Origin of the sequence: Phormidium sp. FACHB-592 (genome assembly GCF_014695795.1) — a bacterium.
In the GTDB taxonomy this organism is placed as follows: Bacteria; Cyanobacteriota; Cyanobacteriia; order Leptolyngbyales; family Leptolyngbyaceae; genus Stenomitos.
The window spans coordinates 122,145-141,255 of sequence record NZ_JACJOZ010000032.1 but is presented as its reverse complement, the minus strand read 5'-3'; the positions used below and the strand labels follow the sequence as shown (position 1 = coordinate 141,255).

The 19,111-nt window shown below is 50.1% G+C and carries 17 protein-coding genes; 11 read left to right on the top strand and 6 right to left on the bottom strand.

Annotation, left to right across the window (positions count from 1 at the left end; translation table 11 throughout):
• Positions 1-14: 14 nt before the first annotated feature.
• Both H6F86_RS07850 and H6F86_RS07845 read right to left on the bottom strand, forming a co-directional pair.
• Positions 15-1,097, bottom strand: a complete 1,083-nt coding sequence (locus H6F86_RS07850; protein WP_190447785.1) for a mannose-1-phosphate guanylyltransferase — start codon at positions 1,095-1,097, stop codon at positions 15-17.
• Positions 1,090-1,260, bottom strand: a complete 171-nt coding sequence (locus tag H6F86_RS07845; RefSeq protein ID WP_190447783.1) for a hypothetical protein — start codon at positions 1,258-1,260, stop codon at positions 1,090-1,092. The genes H6F86_RS07850 and H6F86_RS07845 overlap by 8 nt, the downstream gene beginning before the upstream one ends.
• 992 nt (positions 1,261-2,252) lie before the next feature.
• Between H6F86_RS07845 and H6F86_RS07840 the strand changes: the two genes are divergently transcribed.
• Positions 2,253-3,545, top strand: coding sequence for a glycosyltransferase family 1 protein (locus H6F86_RS07840; protein WP_190447781.1), 1,293 nt, complete (start codon positions 2,253-2,255; stop codon positions 3,543-3,545).
• 109 nt (positions 3,546-3,654) lie between these two features.
• Here H6F86_RS07840 and H6F86_RS07835 read toward each other — a convergent pair whose 3' ends face one another.
• Together H6F86_RS07835 and H6F86_RS07830 are read right to left on the bottom strand one after the other, a co-directional pair.
• Positions 3,655-4,350, bottom strand: a complete 696-nt coding sequence (locus H6F86_RS07835; RefSeq protein ID WP_190447779.1) for a 4'-phosphopantetheinyl transferase superfamily protein — start codon at positions 4,348-4,350, stop codon at positions 3,655-3,657.
• An 18-nt stretch (positions 4,351-4,368) separates the two neighbouring features.
• Entirely contained in the window at positions 4,369-5,256 is an 888-nt protein-coding gene (locus H6F86_RS07830; RefSeq protein WP_190447777.1) for an alpha/beta fold hydrolase, read from the bottom strand.
• Positions 5,257-5,361: 105 nt separating this feature from the next.
• Here H6F86_RS07830 and H6F86_RS07825 point away from each other — a divergent pair, with 105 nt between their 5' ends.
• From H6F86_RS07825 to H6F86_RS07810, 4 genes are all read left to right on the top strand, one after another.
• Positions 5,362-5,853 carry an MEKHLA domain-containing protein gene (locus H6F86_RS07825; protein ID WP_190447774.1) on the top strand — a complete coding sequence of 164 codons (492 nt, stop codon included), beginning with the start codon at positions 5,362-5,364 and terminating at the stop codon, positions 5,851-5,853.
• Positions 5,854-6,074: 221 nt separating this feature from the next.
• A complete protein-coding gene (locus H6F86_RS07820; protein ID WP_190447773.1) occupies positions 6,075-6,224 on the top strand; it encodes a PsaJ protein in 150 nt (49 codons plus the stop codon).
• Positions 6,225-6,430: 206 nt separating this feature from the next.
• Positions 6,431-7,348 carry a histone deacetylase gene (locus H6F86_RS07815; RefSeq protein WP_190447771.1) on the top strand — a complete coding sequence of 306 codons (918 nt, stop codon included), beginning with the start codon at positions 6,431-6,433 and terminating at the stop codon, positions 7,346-7,348.
• A gap of 160 nt (positions 7,349-7,508) precedes the next feature.
• Positions 7,509-9,221, top strand: a complete 1,713-nt coding sequence (locus tag H6F86_RS07810) for an alpha/beta hydrolase (RefSeq protein ID WP_190447769.1) — start codon at positions 7,509-7,511, stop codon at positions 9,219-9,221.
• Between the two features lie 56 nt (positions 9,222-9,277).
• Here the strand turns inward: H6F86_RS07810 and tatC are convergent, their stop codons facing one another.
• Positions 9,278-10,105 carry a twin-arginine translocase subunit TatC gene (gene tatC, locus H6F86_RS07805; RefSeq protein WP_190447767.1) on the bottom strand — a complete coding sequence of 276 codons (828 nt, stop codon included), beginning with the start codon at positions 10,103-10,105 and terminating at the stop codon, positions 9,278-9,280.
• Between the two features lie 207 nt (positions 10,106-10,312).
• Here tatC and H6F86_RS07800 point away from each other — a divergent pair, with 207 nt between their 5' ends.
• The 5 genes from H6F86_RS07800 (at position 10,313) to H6F86_RS07780 (ending at position 15,651) form a co-directional block, all read left to right on the top strand.
• The gene (locus H6F86_RS07800; protein WP_190447765.1) at positions 10,313-11,272 is read left to right on the top strand and encodes a protochlorophyllide reductase; all 960 of its coding nucleotides are present in this window, start codon (positions 10,313-10,315) and stop codon (positions 11,270-11,272) included.
• A 120-nt stretch (positions 11,273-11,392) separates the two neighbouring features.
• Positions 11,393-12,334, top strand: coding sequence for a GNAT family N-acetyltransferase (locus H6F86_RS07795; protein ID WP_190447763.1), 942 nt, complete (start codon positions 11,393-11,395; stop codon positions 12,332-12,334).
• A 59-nt stretch (positions 12,335-12,393) separates the two neighbouring features.
• Positions 12,394-13,263: a M28 family peptidase gene (locus H6F86_RS07790; protein ID WP_347240100.1), complete on the top strand. Its 870-nt coding sequence runs from the start codon at positions 12,394-12,396 to the stop codon at positions 13,261-13,263.
• Between the two features lie 706 nt (positions 13,264-13,969).
• Positions 13,970-14,764 carry a hypothetical protein gene (locus H6F86_RS07785; RefSeq protein ID WP_190447761.1) on the top strand — a complete coding sequence of 265 codons (795 nt, stop codon included), beginning with the start codon at positions 13,970-13,972 and terminating at the stop codon, positions 14,762-14,764.
• Positions 14,765-14,982: 218 nt separating this feature from the next.
• Complete coding sequence (locus tag H6F86_RS07780) at positions 14,983-15,651, top strand: DUF6391 domain-containing protein (RefSeq protein WP_242033418.1); 669 nt, start codon at positions 14,983-14,985, stop codon at positions 15,649-15,651.
• Between the two features lie 29 nt (positions 15,652-15,680).
• Here H6F86_RS07780 and H6F86_RS07775 read toward each other — a convergent pair whose 3' ends face one another.
• Positions 15,681-17,735 (bottom strand): serine/threonine-protein kinase, encoded by a 2,055-nt coding sequence (locus tag H6F86_RS07775; protein WP_190447759.1) that lies wholly within the window; start codon positions 17,733-17,735, stop codon positions 15,681-15,683.
• 302 nt (positions 17,736-18,037) lie between these two features.
• Between H6F86_RS07775 and H6F86_RS07770 the strand changes: the two genes are divergently transcribed.
• Positions 18,038-18,889: a DUF72 domain-containing protein gene (locus H6F86_RS07770; RefSeq protein WP_190447758.1), complete on the top strand. Its 852-nt coding sequence runs from the start codon at positions 18,038-18,040 to the stop codon at positions 18,887-18,889.
• Positions 18,890-19,111 lie beyond the last annotated feature (222 nt).

Genomic DNA, 19,111 nt, shown 5'->3' with positions numbered 1-19,111 from the left:
CTAAAAGCTAACAACTAAAGCAGATCTTTGAACTGTGGATTGGCTTGAATTTCTTTGAGCACTTGCTTAATTTCCTGAGTGCGGTCTTTTTTGACAATCAGGGTCACGTTGCCATCACGTACGACAACCGTATCGTCTAACCCGATCGTCACGATTAGCTCCTCTGGCTTAGAGGCATAAAAAATCGCTCCATGAGTATCAAGCCCAACGTGCGTGGCAAGTTCAACGTTGTCGTTTTCGCCTTTGAGCAAGCGCTCGATCGCATTCCAATCGCCCAAATCGTCCCAGCCAAACGCAACTGGTAGCACGTACGCCTGTTGCGTTTTTTCCATCAGGGCATAGTCAATGCTTTTCTTCGGCAACGTGGGGTAAGCGGCAACGCCCTGCGTTTCTAAAGGGTTAACAATCTCAGGTGCGTAAACTTGCAGTTCATCCAGCGCTACACCCGCACGAAACACGAACATACCGCTGTTCCAGCTAAAGGTGCCCGTGGCAAGAAACTGTTCAGCCGTGTGGCGATCGGGCTTTTCTGTAAAACGGTTAACGCGATAGGCAGGAAAGCCCGCTTGCTCACCCTGAGCACCATAGACACCAACCTTATCGCCCGCCTGAATGTAACCATAACCCGTTGAAGCAACCGTCGGCGTGATCCCCAGCGTGACGATCGCGGCTTCTTGAGCTGCAAGTGTAGCGGCGGCGCTCAGCGTTGCTTGAAAGGCAGCCTCATCAGCAATCCAGTGATCCGCTGGAAAAAAGCCGACAACCGCTTCTCTGCCATAGCGTTCAGCAATCTTCAAGGTACTCCAGGCAACGGCTGGTGCAGTGTCTCGACCTTCTGGCTCAACCAAAAGATTGTCTTCTGGCAGTTCTGGCAGTTGCTCTCGTACTCCATCTGCCAGATGAGCTGCTGTGACAACCCAAACAGACTGCCAGCCACCCGCGATCGCCAGCAAGCGGTCTGCGGTAGCCTGAAGCAGGCTGCGTCCGCTCCCGTCCAGGCTTAAAAACTGTTTGGGGCGCTTTCTACGGCTGAGGGGCCAAAAACGTTCGCCCTTGCCACCTGCAAGAATGACAGGCACCAGAGATTGATTAGTCATCGTTGGCGTTGGCTCCGTTAAGATTGGCTGCTGAAATAAGTGAAAAACATGGGTTTAAAAAGACGTATAGCTTTTGCACAGTATGGTGTGGCAACGCCTCTACAGTCTGATACGGCAACGCCTCTACTTCAAGGTGCTGCTGCTCATCTCGGTAAAACGTCAACCCGATTGCTTCGGGTCAATCTTAGGTGAGTGTCATCATTCTGCTGATCGTTTTCTTTTCGCTTTACCTAATCTTGTCACCACACGATCAACATTAGAGACTGTGTAAAACCTAATGCATTTCTCCGGGTCGGGCGTATGTCTTACTTGCTACCATTACCAGCACCGAACTGCATTAGCATAGGCTATACAATTATTTTCAAAAGATAGATTCTATTTATATATCCCTAATGGGGTCAGGTTTGATTTGTTACAAGGCAGCAACCAAATCTCAGTATGCACCAATGATAATTTTCTTTTGTTGAAGCGCTGCAACTCCTAAACAGCCGCTTTTGCACGATGAAAAAGCTGATTGTTGTCAGCAGCAAGCGATCGGTTATAGAAAAGACTAACGTTATAATCTGCGTTCTTTCGTAAGCAAATTACACCCATTTTTAAGGTGCCGCAATCGCTGACTTATGGTAAAGTTCATGTGAAGTAGAAACACATTGCTTGCATCGGATTAAATGTATCTGTCGCAATGTTCTGACTCGTTTTGAGTGATGACTACTAACGAAGCGAAAGCTTTTTCAGAGTGTCAGAAGAGCTGCATTAGTTCTTCTGTTGAGGTTTGAATTTAAAGTTAATTAGTTTAGTTTCGAGCGCAATAGTAACTCGCTAAAGTCTTAATTGCCTTGATAGCAGTGCGTTTCATTATTTCTCAACCACCTTATAATCCTGCCAAAGAGCTTGTTTGCTAATGATATCTCCACAGAAATGTTGTGAGGTCGGCTTCAGTATCTTATCAATATGGAGGTCATACTAATGTGCGTCAGAGATTCAATTTACTCCTGTTTCCATCTTCGGAGCGATGCAGGAACAGCATCTCTCTTCATAGAATTAGTTTCCGTTTAGCAATGAATGAAGAAGGTAAGGTCTGCCTCTAAAAAGGCAAACTCGGGACTCGTCACGCCTAATGCTTGTCAACGCTAGTAAAAGTGAAGCTCACACATCATGGTTTCTTTTAGTCGAAAACGCATTGCTCTGATCTCTGTCCACGGTGATCCTGCGATTGAAATTGGGAAAGAAGAAGCAGGCGGTCAAAATGTTTATGTGCATCATGTTGGCGAAGCGCTGTCACAACAGGGATGGCAGGTTGATATGTTCACTCGCCGCGCTAATCCTGAGCAACCCGCGATCGTGCAACATACTCCCCACTGCCGCACCATTCGTTTGACAGCAGGGCCGCAAGAGTTCATACCGCGAGACGAGCTTTTTGAGTTTTTGCCAGAATTTATAGAGGGATTTTTGGCATTTCAGGAGCAGTTAGAAACTCCTTATCTTTTAATTCATAGCAATTATTGGTTGTCGTCTTGGGTTGGTATGCAACTTTGCAAAAAGCTGTCACTTCCACAGGTGCATACCTACCATTCTCTGGGAGCAGTCAAGTACAAAGCCACTCCTACAGTGCCGCTTATTGCCAAGACTCGGCTAGATATTGAGAAAACGTGCTTAGAAACAGTCACTCGCGTTGTGGCTACCAGTCCTCAAGAGCGGGATCATATGCGATCGCTCGTTTCGACTCGTGGCAACATTGACATCATTCCCTGTGGCACACGCATTAATCATTTTGGTACGGTGACTCAGGAGGAGGCGCGCCATACGCTGGGGATCACACCCGAGGAGAAAGTCATTCTTTACGTGGGTCGCTTCGATCCTCGCAAAGGCATTGAAACCTTAGTGCGAGCAGTGCATCAGTGCCGTACTCGGGAAACCGAAAAAGTGCGGCTTATTATTGGTGGTGGCAGTCGTCCTGGTCATAGTGATGGCAAGGAACGCGAGCGCATCGAAAGCATCGTAGCCGAACTGGGCATTGGAAACATTACTCAGTTTCCTGGACGGCTCAGCCAGGATGATTTACCCGTTTATTATGCGGCTGCGGATGTTTGCGTTGTGCCCAGTCACTATGAACCGTTTGGGTTAGTGACGATCGAAGCAATGGCGTGTGGTACGCCTGTTGTGGGGAGCGACGTCGGCGGGTTGCAGTTTACAGTAGTGCCAGAAAAAACCGGACTGCTAGCACCACCCAAAGACGAAGCTGCCTTTGCAGCCGCGATTGATCGTATTCTCCTGAACCCAGAATGGCGTAGCCAACTGGGGCAGGCAGCGAGAAAGCGAGTTGAAACGAAGTTTAGCTGGGATGGAGTGGCAACCCAACTGGGTGAACTTTACGAAACACTGATCGAAGAATCGTCCCAAGCGGCGGCTCAAGAAGTGTCCGAAGCTCTTACTCAGGTGAGCGCGTAAGTCAGACAGAGTCTACAACAGTCGTTTGTCACTGCTCTTAATTGCAATCCATCACTTGGGACTAACTCAACTTGAGGGGTGAGAGTATTTTTTGCCCCTCAAGCTGGACTCAACATTCTCGGTAGACGAGCGATCGCTCTGGCGCATTCATAGCAACCGCTCCTATATAGTTCGGTGCAGGCGTAAAGAGCTGTAGTGACCATGCACGCGCTGATGCGTTATCATGCCGCACCAGTTTTGCAGTGTCATGCTGGAGGCAAACTTCGATCGCGCTCAGGCTCATCAAGCCGTTGCCAGTAGCCTTTAACACCGCTTCTTTGCACGTCCAGTGCTGAAAAAAGGAGCGTAAGCAGCTATCGCCCTCTAAGGCATGAATCGCGGCGTGTTCTTGTGGTGTAAAAAAGCGCTGTGTCAGATTTTCTAAGTCAGCAACCGGACGGAAATATTCTAAATCGATGCCGATCGCTTGCTGATAGGCGACCGCGCAAACCATCAAGTCTTCTGAATGTGAAAGATTGAATTCTAGCCCAACGCTTGCCAATGGCTCAGCTAGCGCGGGTTTGCCTTTGTCACCATAGCGAAACTGCACACGATCGGGCGATGTATTCAAGTAGCGTCCCAAAAGTGTACGCAAAGTCCCCCGACTGACAATGAAGCGATCGCGATCACGCGGAAAGCGAAATCGTTCTGCTCGTGTTTTCTCATCAGGCGAGAGCGTTTGCGCTAGTTGCTGGCAGTCGTTTGATGAACGCACTAGATTGGCTTGCCAGACATGGATTTCAGTTTCTGTCAGCGTCAGGCTCACAAAACGCTCCTCACACCGTTACACTCCAATCTCCTGAAGCCATCCCAAAATGAGTGGATTGACGACTTCTGGGCGATCGTCATGGGGACAGTGACCCGTATCAGGGATAGACACAAACTTGAGTGGATGCGACGCAGCATGCTTCTGATAGATAGCAGCACCTGCGATCGGTGTCCAAGGATCATCGGCACCCCAGAGCACCAGCAATGGTTGACTAACCCTGGGCAATAGTTCGGCGGGACTGGGACCAGGCGGCGCAGTCAAGACAGAGGCAAACACTTTTTGGGCACCTTCATCGCAGGAAGGAGCGTAGAGCATATCTACCAGTTCGTCGGTTATGGCGTCTCGGTTGCGGTACACCTGCGACAAGGTACGACGGATACGATGCTTTTGGCGAATCTGGTTGAAGACGAAACCACCAAAGCGGGGCGATCGCACCAAATTATTGAAGGTCGCCATGATAAACCGTAGCGGTGGAGCCAACTCACCAGGGCGATGGTTCATACCGCCAGCGCAGTTAAGCAAGACGCTGCCAGCGGCAGTTTCAGGATGATCTGCCAACATCATCAGGCACAGCAGCCCCCCGATCGAGTTCCCGACAAAGACGGTGGGCACTTGAATATGGGCGCTCCAGAAATCCTTCAACAACGCCTGCCAAAGTTCTAGACTGTAGTCGAGCGCTGGTTTTGCCGAGCCACCAAACCCTAACAGGTCGATCGCAAACACCCGATAACCACCGGCTGCCAGCACTGGAATATTCTGCCGCCAATGACCGAGCGATGCGCCAAAGCCATGTACCAGCAGAAGCGGTGTGCCTGCACCGACAACAGTGTATTGAATCGAGTAGCCGCGCCAGTCCCAGGTAAGCTTCTCAAGGGGCGCGAGGGTCAATTGTTGAGTCACCACGGCTTTTTATGAAGAATTCTAAACATCTTCATCATAGTATTCTGTAAGCGAATCTAGCTATGGCGCTGTAAGCGCGTTGACTTAAACTAAGCACCAAAATCGCTCGTGACAAATCTTCTTCCACCCTGGCAGCAACCGCATGTGATTCGCCATAGCGAGCGGTTATTACACAGCTTTCAGCACTGGCTCGATCGCCCACTTCTAAACCTGCAAGGCTCTCCGACAGCGATCGCCGAAGCACTGTTCAATGCTCCCTTCGTTGTGGTTTCGCATGGCACAGAGGCAGATCCCCTGCTGAACTATGGCAACCAAGCAGCACTGGCACTCTGGGAAATGGACTGGGCACAGTTCACCCAAACGCCATCACGTCTGACCGCAGAACCCGTGGAGCAAGGAGAGCGCGATCGCCTCCTTGCCCAGGCAAAAGCCAACGGTTACATCAGCGACTACCAGGGCATCCGCATCTCTAGCACCGGACAACGCTTTTGGATTCAGGCGGCTGTGATTTGGGATGTGCTGGATGAACAAAATCAACGGTGTGGACAGGCAGCAAAGTTTGATCGGTGGGAGTTTGTTGAGAGGAAGGACGAAGGATAAAGTCTAAAGGATAAGGGATGAAGGTAAAAGTAATTCAAAACTCAAAACTTAAGACTTAAAGAGGACAGTCTTAATGCCATCATCTCGTCAGCCCATCTAAATGTTGTAATTGATGTGTTGAGCATCACAAATGGTTTGAGCTTGCATCCTTCTTACGGTCGAGGGCAGAAACAGCCATTCGCGGTAAGCTTGAGGCGTTCAATCTATCTGCTTGCTTGATTATGGCAACCCCAAATAGTCAACCTAACTTTTTCGTCCGATATCTTTCTCTTGCCCCTGTTCTTGCGGTCGTCTCAACATCTGTTGCAGTTTCTACTTGGGCAGTTTTTAACTACTTTTTCCCAGATCTGCTCTTTCATCCCATGCCATAAGGTACGGTTTCATCTCATGTCTTACAGCGTAAATGGTTCGAGACTGTAAGCAGTTACCGCAGCCTTTCATACGAAGCTTGACAATCCTCTCTTCTAAAATAGGAGGGGGATTGCCAAGCTTTGTTCTTTTAAAGCAGTTTTTGTAGAACACGATCGCGTTCCAGTCTGCCGAAACCGCTTCACCTATTCAGTGATGCTTCCTTTTCATGGCTCTACCGATCGTCTATCACCCCAATTACGTCGCGCCATTGCCAGAAGGACATCGGTTTCCCATGCCGAAGTTTCGGATGCTGTATGAAACGCTGCTGAGGGATGGTGTAGCGGATATAGCGCAGTTTCATACTCCAGAGCGATCGCCGCAAGAGTGGCTAGAGCTGGTGCATACGCCAGAGTATGTGCAGGCATACTGCGAGGGCACGCTGGATGCTAAAGCACAACGACGGATTGGGTTGCCGTGGAGTCTAGAGTTGGTACAGCGGACATGTGTAGCGGTTGGCGGCAGCGTTCTCACTGCTAAGTTGGCATTGCAGTATGGCTTGGCATGCAACACGGCAGGCGGCACCCATCATGCGTTTCCTGCTTACGGTTCGGGATTTTGCATTTTTAATGATCTGGCGATCACCGCCCGTGTCCTACAAAAATTAGGGCTGGTGCAGACGGTTTTAATTGTCGATTTAGACGTGCATCAAGGGGACGGCACCGCGTTCATTTTTCAGGATGATCCTGGTGTATTTACGTTCTCCATGCACTGCGAAGTCAACTTTCCAGGCACGAAGCAACATAGTGATCTAGATGTGCCGCTGCCGGAAGGGATGGAAGATGATGCTTACCTGCAAACATTGGCAGACTACTTGCCAGCCTTGCTAACTGACGTAAAGCCAGATCTGGTGCTGTATGACGCTGGCGTTGACCCCCATTTTGGCGATCGCCTGGGCAAATTGTGCCTTACCGATACTGGGCTTTTTCGGCGTGAAATGCAGGTGCTCAGTACGTGCGTAGCTCATGGAACAGCGATCGCTTGTGTCATTGGTGGCGGTTATGCCGATGATTTGCAAGCCCTTGTCTATCGTCATTCGCTCCTGCATCGTGCTGCCAGCGACGTGTACCGACAGTTTCGGCTGTAGGACGATCGCTTTTATTGAAACCATCAGCGTCAACCTTAAAGCTAAAAGTGAAAGCAAGATTAACATTCATAAATCAAATCCGTGTGCTGCCGTTGGTATAAAACAATGTCTGCTAACCTAAACATGCTCTTCGCACGATTTAATCAAGGGGCATTTGAGTATGGCTGTTTTGACCAATGCGGTGCCTGACATAACACAGTTCAACATGACGCCGATTGATGGGTTAGCGCCTGATCAAACGGTGCTTGGCTACTACGTCAACAGTACTGCTGCCATCAATATTGAAGATAATCCGCTCGAAACGAACAACGAAGCGGTGCTGGCTAAAATTCGCTCGATCGCCGACTATTTAATTGCTAGCCCAGAACCGCAAATTGTCATCTCGATTCATGGCTATGGTACTCAGCGATCAGATGCTGAAAAGCGCTATCAGAAAATTTATCGCCATGCTACCCAAATCTGCCAGCCGCAAACATCAGTTTTTTTAGGCTATCTTTGGCCATCTGAAAAACCGACGGGTGATCGTTCTGCACCCACTGGCGATCGGGTTACCGACGACAACTCCTTTGGCACGAAGATAAAGGATGCTTTTAGCGCGTTACCCATTCTTCTATCAGGGCTGTTTTGGGGTGGGCTAGTTGCAAGCCTTGCGATCGCTTTCTTGTTAATAACAACTGATGATTTCAACGGGTTGCTAACGCCACTATTAATTGGCTCGGTGCTTATGAGTGCAGGGCTGTTAACGCTGATTCTTTTACGCCTTTCAACTTATTTTAGAGATAACTACCGGGCAACCAATTACGGCGTTTTGGATCTCGTTGAGCTGATTCGTCAAATCGATCAAGCAGTCTCCGAAAAACTAGCGCTGCAAGAACCGTTAAGCGAAGCAAAGAGAATTAAACTCTCCTTTTTGGGTCACAGTATGGGCTGTTTCATCGTAACTAATACAATCAGAATTCTCTCTGATGTGTTTGATACAGGCTCAATCAACCAAAACCCTCCTGCGGAGATTGGTCGCGTGTTTCGGTTAGAGCGCTTGATACTGGTTGCGCCTGATATTCCAGCCGAATCCATCATGCCCAGGCGCTCCAATTTTTTGCGATCGTCACTACGTCGCTGTAAGGAAGCATATGTCTTTAGTAATGAAGGTGATTTAGCTTTACGGCTTGCTTCAACGACTGCTAATTACTTTAGTTTTCCGGCTAGAAAACGCTCTAGTGGCTATCGGTTAGGCAATGTTACAGTCAGACACTTTAAAGGTCAGGCTGACCATCAAAACTACTCATTGCAAGATCAGAACTATGGCATTGTCAACCAAAAGAACGGGACGGTAGAATCACCATTCCAGTATTTAGAAGTGCGAGCATCCGATCGTGAACATCACACACTAGAAGAACTAAGAGGCAACAAAGTGCTGAAAGAGCATTTAACAGAGGCTCCCAATGTCAATGTTGTTGCTGATTTGTTTACTTACTTTGACTGCACCGATTATGTTGATTTTCAGGATGAATTAAAAGGCTCTGAGCAACCAGAACAGCCGCGTGGTGTCGTCAGTTTTGCCCTGAGAAAAGCAGCACTTAACCTGATTGATTATGCCCGCTTAAACATTTCGTACTTTAAGCAAAGTCTTGGCTTTGGTGGCATTAACGTGCATGGCGGCTACTTTAATGGTGTTTGGAGCCAACAGGTTATTTACGGACTCGCTTTTATAGGGTTTCAACGCTTCTTAGCAACACTACCAGACGCAACATCGAGCGATCGTTCCACGAAAGCGCTGGAACACAAACTGGACAATTTCTCGACAATCTGCCAACAAAAAGGCATACAGGTCGTGCTTGCACCCATCCGGTACGAAAAAGATGTGAACGTTTGATTATGAATGCAAGATCCCGACTTCCTCAAGAAGTCAGGGATCTAAATTGCTCAATGCTACTTTCCTAACAGTTTCACCAAGCCAATGCCACCGAAATACAGTCCCACTACGGCTCCACCTAAGAGACTTTGAGTGAGAGGATCAGTTGAGGGGGTAAGGACGGCACCGAGAACGGCAGCTCCTAGGAGGACGTAGCGCCAGCCAAAAAGCATTTGCCGGGACGAAACGATGCCCAGCAAACCGAGGAGCATTTGGATAATAGGAATTTGAAACGCCAACCCGGTGCTGAACATTAGCAGCAGGACAAACTCAAAGTAACGATCGATCGACCAGAGTTGCTCCACTACGTCTGCGCCGTAGGAGATAAAGAAGTTGAGGGCAGCCGGAATCAGCGCGATGTAAGCAAAACCCAAACCACCGACAAAAAGAAAACTAGAACCAAAGACGATCGGTGCTAATAGCCTGCGTTCGCGGCGAGTCAGACCCGGCAGTACAAAAGCAATAATCTGGTACAAAATCACGGGGCTTGCTAGCAGAATACCGCTGTAAGCTGCAACCTTCATCGAAACAAAAAAATATTCTCCCGGTGCAAGTTGAAGAAACTTGACTGCACCGGCAGGCAGCTCAAGTACCTGCACAATCTGCTTCACAAAGAAGAAGCACCCGACAATACCAACGGCAACGGCAATCAGCGCGTAGAAAATGCGCTGCCGCAGTTCTTCCAAATGGTCAAACAGGGACATTTCCACATCGTCAAGCAGGTCTTCCTCTTCGACGACATCGGTGTCTGCGGCTGTTGCGCTCAAATTAAGGGAATCCGCATGACTGGCATCAAGGGCGAAATCCGGTTGGGGTACTGTCTCTAGTTCCGAGGGAGCCGTCATGGGTTAGCGTCTGTCCGTAGGTCTCCTCATTATTGTATCTGGGTGAGCAGTGGGAGCAAGCGATCGGGCGAAGAGTGAGGGGAAGCAGAGGAGGCAGGGGAAGCAATTCATCCTTCATCCCTATCCCCCATTCCCTCCAAAGTGGTTCCAGTCGTCAACAATGTGAGATCCTGAAAACAGTCAGTGGGACAACGGAGGCTAAAGACAATGACACAAGATCAGAAACGCACAGTCGTGATCACAGGCGCATCGTCAGGTGTAGGGCTATACGCTGCAAAAGCCCTTGCACAACGAGAGCAGTGGCACGTTGTTATGGCGTGTCGCGATTTAGCAAAAGCAGAGCAGGTCGCCCAAGCAGTGGCAATACCCAAAGACCGCTATACGCTCATGCATATTGATGTCGCCTCGTTAGGCAGCGTGCGGCAGTTTGTCACCAACTTTAGAGAAACGGGACGATCGCTCGATGCTCTGGTATGCAACGCTGCCATCTATATGCCGCTGATTAAGGAGCCACTGCGAAGCCCTGAAGGGTTTGAGTTAACGGTTGCAACCAATCACCTTGGGCATTTTCTGTTAGCGAACCTGTTACTGGATGATCTCAAGCATGCGACGGCGGCACGGCTCATCATCTTGGGGACTGTGACGCATAATCCTGATGAGTTGGGCGGTAAGATTCCACCCCGTCCTGATTTGGGCGATCTAAAAGGCTTTGCCGATGGATTTAAGGAGCCGATCGCCATGATTGATGGCAAAAAATTTGAACCCGTCAAAGCCTATAAAGACAGCAAAGTTTGTAACGTCCTGACCATGCGCGAACTCCATCGGCGCTACCACGAGTCAACAGGTATTACCTTTAGTTCTCTTTATCCCGGCTGCGTTGCCGATACTCCCCTCTTCCGCAACCACTACCCGCTGTTCCAAAAGCTCTTCCCGTGGTTCCAAAAGAATATTACGGGTGGGTATGTGTCTCAGGAGTTGTCAGGCGAACGGGTAGCAATGGTCGTTGCCGATCCGGAGTACAGCCAATCAGGAGCCTACTGGAGTTGGGGCAACCGTCAGAAGAAAGATGGCAAGTCGTTTGTGCAAAAGGTATCGCCCCAGGCACGCGATGACGAAAAAGCAGAACGCCTGTGGGAACTTAGCGCCAAACTAGTTGGACTGTCGTAACGCGATCGCAGTTTTATGCGGTTAGCAACGGCAGGTAATCAGTGCGACTGAGAATGAGTCGTAAGCACCGAAACAAAACTAGAGGCACTACCAGGTTGATCACACAAATTTCCTCTCCTAATGAACTGCTCTATTCGTCCGCTACAAGCCCCAGACTTGGCCACTGCTGACCATATTTTTCGGCTTGCCTTTGGCACTTTCATTGGGCTACCGGAACCAGTAACCTTTGGCGGCGATGCCAGTTATATCAAACATCGCTGGCAGACAAATGCGATCGGAGCCTTTGCGGCTGAAGTTGATGGCACGCTGGTCGGGTCAAATTTAGCTACTAACTGGGGTAGCTTTGGCTTTTTTGGTCCGTTGAGCGTACAGCCCGATTGGTGGGGCAAGGGCATTGCTCAAGAGTTGGTTGCTGTGGTTGTAGAGCAGTTTAGACAAGAGCAGATTGAGCAAACAGCGCTCTTTACCTTTCCCAATAGCCCCAAGCATCACGCGCTGTACCAAAAGTTTGGGTTTTATCCGCAATATTTGACGGCTGTTATGGCTAAAGCGGTTCAGCAGCCAGCCCCCCTGCCACCAGCCTCTCGCTATACAGAGATGTCTGTAGCCCAGCAAGCACAGGCACTCAGCGATAGCCGCGCACTGACAGATACCGTTTTTGCAGGGCTAGACTTATCGACTGAAATAGCAGCTGTACAGGCACAACGTCTGGGCGATACAGTTTTTCTGTGGGATGAGGCAGGGCTGACTGGGTTCGCTGTGTGTCACTATGGCGCAGAGACAGAAGCAGGTAGTGACACTTGTTATGTCAAATTTGGAGCCGTGCGATCGCAATCCCAGGCTGGCTTACACTTCGAGCAACTACTTGGTCTTGCTGAGTCTCTAGCTGCTGCTGAAGGGATGTCGCGTCTGGTCGCTGGAGTTAATACCAGTCGTCACGAAGCCTACTGCCGGATGATGGCTCTCGGTTTTCGCACCGAAATAACAGGCGTAGCAATGCAACCAGCGAACAAACCTGGCTACAATCGACCGGATGTGTTTGCTGTAGATGACTGGCGTTAGGGGAGTAGAGAGTGGGGAATAGGCTTCGACGTATGCGCTCAGCCGAACGGGAGTAGAGAGTGGGGAATGCTGAAGTACGGTTGAGGCTCAGAGAACGACTAGAGGCGCATCTGATCCAGATTGCCCGTGAGCGTGACCCTTACCTGGCAACAGCAGGACATTTTTTTGTACGTGAATATATCCGGGCACAGTTCGCCCAATGGGGCGCAGTTGAAGCGCATGAGTTTCAAGAGCAGGGCACAGTCTTTCAGAATTTGATTCTGAACTTGCCAGCACAGGATGAAACGAGACGTCGATCGCTGCCGCCGATTCTGATTGGTGCCCATTACGATGCAGTACCTGGCTCACCGGGAGCCGATGACAATGCAACTGGGGTTGCCGTGCTGCTTGAGCTAGCGCGTCTGTTTGCTGCGGCACCAATACGGTATCCCGTTCGATTCGTCGCCTTTGATTTAGAAGAGACGAGCTACGATCGCGCTGGCAGCACTCACTACGCCAACTCACTTCAGCAAGAACCGCTGCGCCTTATGCTGTCTTTGGAGATGTTGGGCTACTGCGATCGCACGTCTGGTTCCCAGCGTTATCCAGCAGGCTTGCAGCACTTCTATCCAAACCGGGGCGATTTCATTGGCTTGATTGGCAACCTCAAAACTATTCCTGATTTAATTCGCCTGAGTCATGCGGTACGGCAGTGTGACGTGCCTTGTGAATGGCTACCTGCCGGAAACCGAGGGTTGATTGTGCCAGATACCCGTCGCAGCGATCATGCTGCCTTTTGGGACAGAGGCTATCGAGCCATCATGGTTACAGATACATCCTTTCTTCGTAATCCGCACTATCACAAACCTGGCGATCGCCTGGACACCTTAGACCTCGATTTTCTCACCAATGTTTGTCACAGCCTTGCACGCAGCATCCAACAGTTATAGCGGTTTCCACGGAGATGAAAAAATCGAACATTATTAGCCGTACTGCGCGTGCTCAGGAAAGCCTACAAACGCATCTAGCTAGCTTTTTGGTGTTGCCATAGCAAAAGGATGAACGATGAGGGATGAAGAGAAGCCCTTGCTCAAAAGAAGTTTCAAAGTTGATGTCTGTTCTAACGTTCTCTTCAACTGCTATACCAATTGCTACCGATCAAGGCAGATGCGTTAGAAGGTCTGGTCATTATTGTCAGAAACCAATCACTCAAAACCTTGCTTGGAACACAGCAACGCCTTAGTTTCTTAGTTGACAACAGACGCTTTTAAAGAGTCTGGTAACACGATGAAGTTCGTGAGCACAAACGACCGCCTGTCCCTATAGGCGATCAATAGTAAGTAAAAATCAAATGGTCTGAGGAGCAAAGGCACGCTAGAAAGTCTCACCTGAGGACTGCTTTTTCGTCCAGCTTTCTGTAACAGGACAACGGCTAGAGACTAGGCTTTAAGTGACAAAGGTAGACCGTTCTGTTGATCTACTTGCTTCACAAAAGCCGTTGTAACTAACACCAGCCTAACCATACGAAGCGAGTGCTTAAAGTAAATCTTTGACGAAAGGATTGTGGCGGAAATACTGAGAAATTACTGGCACCGTTTCTGCTATTTAGAGCTATCGTGTTAGTAACAAGCATTTGGGGAGAAGGGGAGAATGGTCATGCGTCAACTCATGTTTATTGGACTTGTTGGGGCGATCGCGTTGACCACTGCCAGTTGTACGTCTGAGAGCGATGTTGCTACAGCCCCCTCGCCTGTCGTCTCTGCCCCAGCAGTGCAGAAACCCGCCACTAGCCAACCTTTTGGCACCAAAGCTACCCCCTTAGTGGCTCAAAAGCCGCCTGCTGGTGACACAATCCCAGGTTTAATCCAATCCACTAACGGCAACGAGCGGGCAAAACAAGTACAGGCAAGCATTGATGGTCGGAAAGGGAAAGATCCCTTTGCTGGGCTACCGCCAAAGCTGCAACAGCCAACAGTTGTTAATCGTCAAAACGTGCCGACTGTCAATCGACTGCCGACACCGCCTCAATCAGCAACTCGTAGACCAACGACAACCGCCTTTAATCCTAGAACACCCTTGCCCCCACGGGGAACAACTGGGTCACCCCAGGGAACTGCCGGATCACCTCGAGGAACTGCCGCGTCACCCCAAGGAACAGCAAATACCCCAACCATTAGCACTCTACCGCCTCTCCCATCAGCTACCCTAGCAAATGGAGTGCAAGTCAGCGGTGTGGTTGTGGTGAACGGCGCTCCGCAAGCGATCGTTAAAGCACCGAATGAAGAAACCAGCCGTCATGTCAGAGTTGGGCAACGCATTTCTAACGGGCAGGTACTCGTCAAGCGTATTGAAATGAACGCTGGCAGTGATCCGATTGTGATTTTTGAAGAAAATGGGGTCGAGGTCGCTAGAGCCGTAGGCGCAACAGTACAAGCGGCGAACCCTGTCTAGAGCGTTCCGCCAGCGTTGACCTGTCGATTTAAGAGTGGCAGGTTAACGCGTTCGCTTTGGGGCAGCTTCCTAAAGGTTTTCAACTCATTAAAAGAAGCTTGACAGCATGTAAGTTCCTGCTGGCAACAATTTACAACAACTGAAGACCTTGGCAGGCAGTAAGCGCTAGAGTGAGAAAATACTTTTGTCGCTAGCTTTTGTTTGAAGCTGTGCAATTTATGACACAGGCTGCTGTCGATCAACCGTTGTGGGGCTTCCTGGGCTCCAATTTGCTCGATTTAGTCTTCGCGCCAAGTCACCAGCCAGATCCGCGCTTAACGCAGGACGCTGACTTGCTGCGCCAGTTTAACTTTGTGCCAGGGTTGAAAGAACTTTTGATGCTACGACAGGTTCATGCCTTAGAACATGCCACTGTTTGGGTTTTGAGCGGTCAGGCAGAAAGCCAGCTAACACCAAGGGCAATAGCACCAGACAACGAGCTATTGGGCGGCATGTCTACAGATCGCGGCTTTTACCTTTACGGACAAGTCGATAGTGTTGCCTTGCGCCGTGCCGTTCAAGTAGCCTTACGGCGGCTTACGACTGGAGAATGGCATCTAGCGGTGCATCCTCGCTGTGGCACCAATCTATCAGTGGGAATGTTGTTAACGGCTGGTTTGGCAGTCGGGGCAGCCATCGTTCTACCACGGGGACCAATTGAGCAATTTATGGGCTTGGGTGCTGCCGCCGCGATCGCTGCTCATCTTACCCCCGACTTTGGCAGCCTTGCCCAGCAGTATGTCACAACTGCTATTCCGTTTAATCTGGCGATTGATGGCATTTCCATCAGCCAGGATGCCTCTGGGCGATCGGTACACTTTGTTCAGGTGAGTTGGAAAGAAGGATAAGAAAGCCATGTCTCACCAGCTTCTTTTTATCACTGTGCGGCATCAGGAACCGAGATATTGTCGGCAGCAGCAAGGCTTAAGTCGTAGCTGGTTGTCCCAGGTGCATTAGAGACAACCACAATCTCGTAAAAACCAGATTCGGTCAACTTGCCAGACCAGCTTGTCTTGGCTGAGTCTTCTAACAGAGCAGCAGCTTTACTTGTGGGCGGATAGATCGAAAGACGAGTCTCTTGGTTCGCCTGCAATTGAATCTGAATGACTTGATCTTTAGTAAGCTCGGCAATGTATGCCTTGCCCTCTCCTGCCTTGAGCGTGCCGCTAACCTGCTGGCTGAAGCGACCTTCAGGAAATTTAATCGTTTCTAGCGCGGTGCCAGCTTTCACAGCATTGAGTTGTTCAGCGGCGATCGCCTGCCACACCTGACCGATCGGCTTGTTCAAAATACTTTGGTTGCGCGGCTGATCGGGAAACAGCTCAAAAAAGCGTACATCGGTCAAGTCATTAAGTGCCCGACTGCTAAGATTGAGCCGATTAACGTCTGCCTGCCGTGCTTTTAAATCTGCGTCGGTGTATTGCCCCAGGCGCGATCGAGCCTCACTGCTAAGGGGTTTAAGTTGATCTAGCCATTGGTTCGCGATTTGATCCCATGCAGCGCGAAGGGGTGCATCGGCTGCGTCTGCCGTGAGTTGCCGTCCGCTACGGTCTGGATACTTGTCATAAAAGGTTTCATTGACCAGACTGGAGAGAAAAACAGCGTCAATGCCTAGAGCCTCACGACGCTGGTCAAGCGCCTGTTTACGCTTTTGCTCTGCCTGCGAAAATCGAGGTGCAGGCGGTTTTGTGCTGGCATTTGTTGTTTGAGACGGCTGGGGTTTGGGCTGCTTCAAGGGTTGCCAATCATGAGCAATCCACCAGGTAAACCAGACCGTACCTGCCGCTAACAGCAGGAGAGCGATCGTTCCAAAACCAGACCCGCGTTGGGGTCGGGTAGCAGGCGGATAGACAGTTGCGGCTTGAGTGATGTGACCAACCTGGGCAGGCGCAACTGCCACGGTTGCTGGATACAGTTCAGAGGCAGCGGACGATTGGTGACCTCTCGGTGGTTGCGTGGCGCGATCGTCTGAGGCTGGTAGGCTGCCACCCAATGCTGCCATCACTGCTTGCGCCGTTTGATAGCGTTTGGCAGGATCGGGGTCGAGCATGCGGCTTAAGATTGCAATCAGCTTTGGACTAAGGTTAACCAGCTTCAGCCATTGACGGCGATTGCCTGCCAGGAGATCCTGCGGTTCCTTACCGGTTAACAACACTAGCACCGTTGCTGCCAGGGCATAAAAGTCACTATGCGGAAAGACTTCGCCCCGATCCATCTGCTCACTGGGAGCATAGCCAACTTTGCCTAGACAAGTAACCTTGGCAGGGAGAGCAGCCACCGATCGCCGCAATTGTGAGTTCACTTCAGCGGCTGCCTGCTTGACACCACCAAAATCAATCAAGATAGGCAAGCCATCGACCGTCCGCAGCATCAAATTGTCAGGCGAAATATCCCGATGAATCACGCCACAGGCATGGATGTAGTCTAGTACAGGCAGGAGTTGCAGCAATAGTTGCGTCACATCTGCTTCTGTAAAGCCATAGCCCTGGTTTTGGCGCGATCGCTGCAATGCCTGATACGTCTCACCCTCTACATAGTCCTGTACCAAAAACAGCCGCCGCTTGCCTTGCCAATCTGCCTGAAACAGTTCCCGAAAGCGCGGAATCTGAGGATGTTGTAGCTTGTAGAGAATGCCTGCCTCCCGCTCAAACAATTCCTCTGCTTTGTGTAGCGCCTCTGTCCCCTGAACCTGCGGCGCAAACTCTTTCAGCACACACCGCTCATGAAACCGATTGGTATCTTCTGCCAGGTAAGTACGCCCAAAGCCGCCATGACCCAACTCATGCAAGACGCGATAGCGTAAGCCCAACATTTGCCCTGCCGTGACCCCGACTGGCGATCGCGGTACGATAGGCAACATCTCACCGCATAGGCGACAAAAGCGATTGTCGTCAGGATTATCGTGCCCCTGGCTGCAAAAGAGAGGTTTCATCAGGTTCATTGGAAAGGTATCAGGAACAGAAGATTGAAGAGGGGCTGAAGGGGCGCTATGCAGTCTCCATCATACCCACCGTGAAAGTAGTCATTAGCAATTTAGTTTAGGGGAAGGCAGAGGGCAGAAGGCAGAGGGCAAAAGGCTAAAGGCAGAAGTATTAAAGCTGAAGGCTAAAGGATGTAATTGTAGTCAGTGATGAACGGTCAAAATAACTCAAAACTCACAGCTTAAAAGTCATAATTTCTCCTATCGCCTCATCTCCTATCTTCTTAGCCTTTAGCCCTTAGCCTTTATCCCTCATGACTTTCTACCTCGGCTGTGCCATTTGGGCGTATAAAGGCTGGTTGGGAGAGCTATTCCCCTCAGATAGCCGCGCTGCCGATTTTTTGCATCTCTATAGTCGCCGCTTTACGGCAGTAGAGGGGAATACGACGTTTTACTCCATCCCGGATGTAGAGACTGTGAAGCGTTGGGCAAGTGAAACGCCTGACGGATTCAAGTTTTGCCTCAAATTGCCAAAGAGCCTAACTCATAATGGTTTGTTGCAACCTGCGCTTCCTGGCACGCTAGCGTTTCTGACCAAAATGCAGGGTTTAGGCGATCGCCTTGGTCCCTTTTTAGCCCAACTGCCGCCCAGCTACAGCCCATCAAGGTTTGACGATTTAGCAGCCTTTCTTACCGCTTTGCCCCGCAACGAAGCCGAATTTGCGCTTGAAGTACGCCATCTCGACTGGTTTAGAGCACCTCATGCCGAAAACCTGACCGCTCTGCTAGAAGGGTTAGGCGTTGGGCGTGTGCTGCTGGATACCCGTCCTCTTTATGACGCGCCAGACGACCCACAGTTGCATTCCGAGCGTAAGAAACCCAAACTGCCTCTACAGCCTAGTGTGACGGCTCCTTTCAGCCTGATTCGCTTCATTAGTCATCCTGATTTAGCACTCAATCAACGGTTTTTAGAGGAATGGGTATCGTTGGTAGATCAATGGCTCCAGCAAGGAACCCGCATTTATTTCTTCGTGCATTGTCCTGTAGAGGAGCGATCGCCCGCCACCGCCCGGCACTTTCAACACCTTTTAGAACAACACAATAATCTCGTGCCGCCGCTGCCCTGGAACACGATCAACACGCCAACGCAGTTGAACTTGTTCTAACGAAGGAGCGGTAGCCCTTATCGTTCCCAGGCATTATCCCAACCAAAGGCAATTGCTTATAGCAGTCGAAGCGAGCGTTAGGGCGGACATAAACCTTGAAACCTCCTTTGAGCAAGGGCTTCTATTCAGCCCTCAGCCCTCGTCCTATTGCTTACCTAGCAGCAAGATAGCCTGCTCTGATAGCACTATTTCACCTACCGTAACTATCAGCAAGGCACTCTC

Bases quoted from the DNA above. Each gene is read 5' to 3' on its own strand.
- H6F86_RS07820 (WP_190447773.1), top strand. From the start codon at position 6,075: ATGGCAACCCCAAATAGTCAACCTAACTTTTTCGTCCGATATCTTTCT.
- H6F86_RS07815 (WP_190447771.1), top strand. From the start codon at position 6,431: ATGGCTCTACCGATCGTCTATCACCCCAATTACGTCGCGCCATTGCCA.
- H6F86_RS07840 (WP_190447781.1), top strand. From the start codon at position 2,253: ATGGTTTCTTTTAGTCGAAAACGCATTGCTCTGATCTCTGTCCACGGT.
- H6F86_RS07785 (WP_190447761.1), top strand. From the start codon at position 13,970: ATGCGTCAACTCATGTTTATTGGACTTGTTGGGGCGATCGCGTTGACC.
- H6F86_RS07795 (WP_190447763.1), top strand. From the start codon at position 11,393: ATGAACTGCTCTATTCGTCCGCTACAAGCCCCAGACTTGGCCACTGCT.
- H6F86_RS07770 (WP_190447758.1), top strand. From the start codon at position 18,038: ATGACTTTCTACCTCGGCTGTGCCATTTGGGCGTATAAAGGCTGGTTG.
- H6F86_RS07800 (WP_190447765.1), top strand. From the start codon at position 10,313: ATGACACAAGATCAGAAACGCACAGTCGTGATCACAGGCGCATCGTCA.
- H6F86_RS07850 (WP_190447785.1), bottom strand. From the start codon at position 1,097: ATGACTAATCAATCTCTGGTGCCTGTCATTCTTGCAGGTGGCAAGGGC.
- H6F86_RS07775 (WP_190447759.1), bottom strand. From the start codon at position 17,735: ATGAAACCTCTCTTTTGCAGCCAGGGGCACGATAATCCTGACGACAAT.
- H6F86_RS07780 (WP_242033418.1), top strand. From the start codon at position 14,983: ATGACACAGGCTGCTGTCGATCAACCGTTGTGGGGCTTCCTGGGCTCC.
- H6F86_RS07810 (WP_190447769.1), top strand. From the start codon at position 7,509: ATGGCTGTTTTGACCAATGCGGTGCCTGACATAACACAGTTCAACATG.
- tatC (WP_190447767.1), bottom strand. From the start codon at position 10,105: ATGACGGCTCCCTCGGAACTAGAGACAGTACCCCAACCGGATTTCGCC.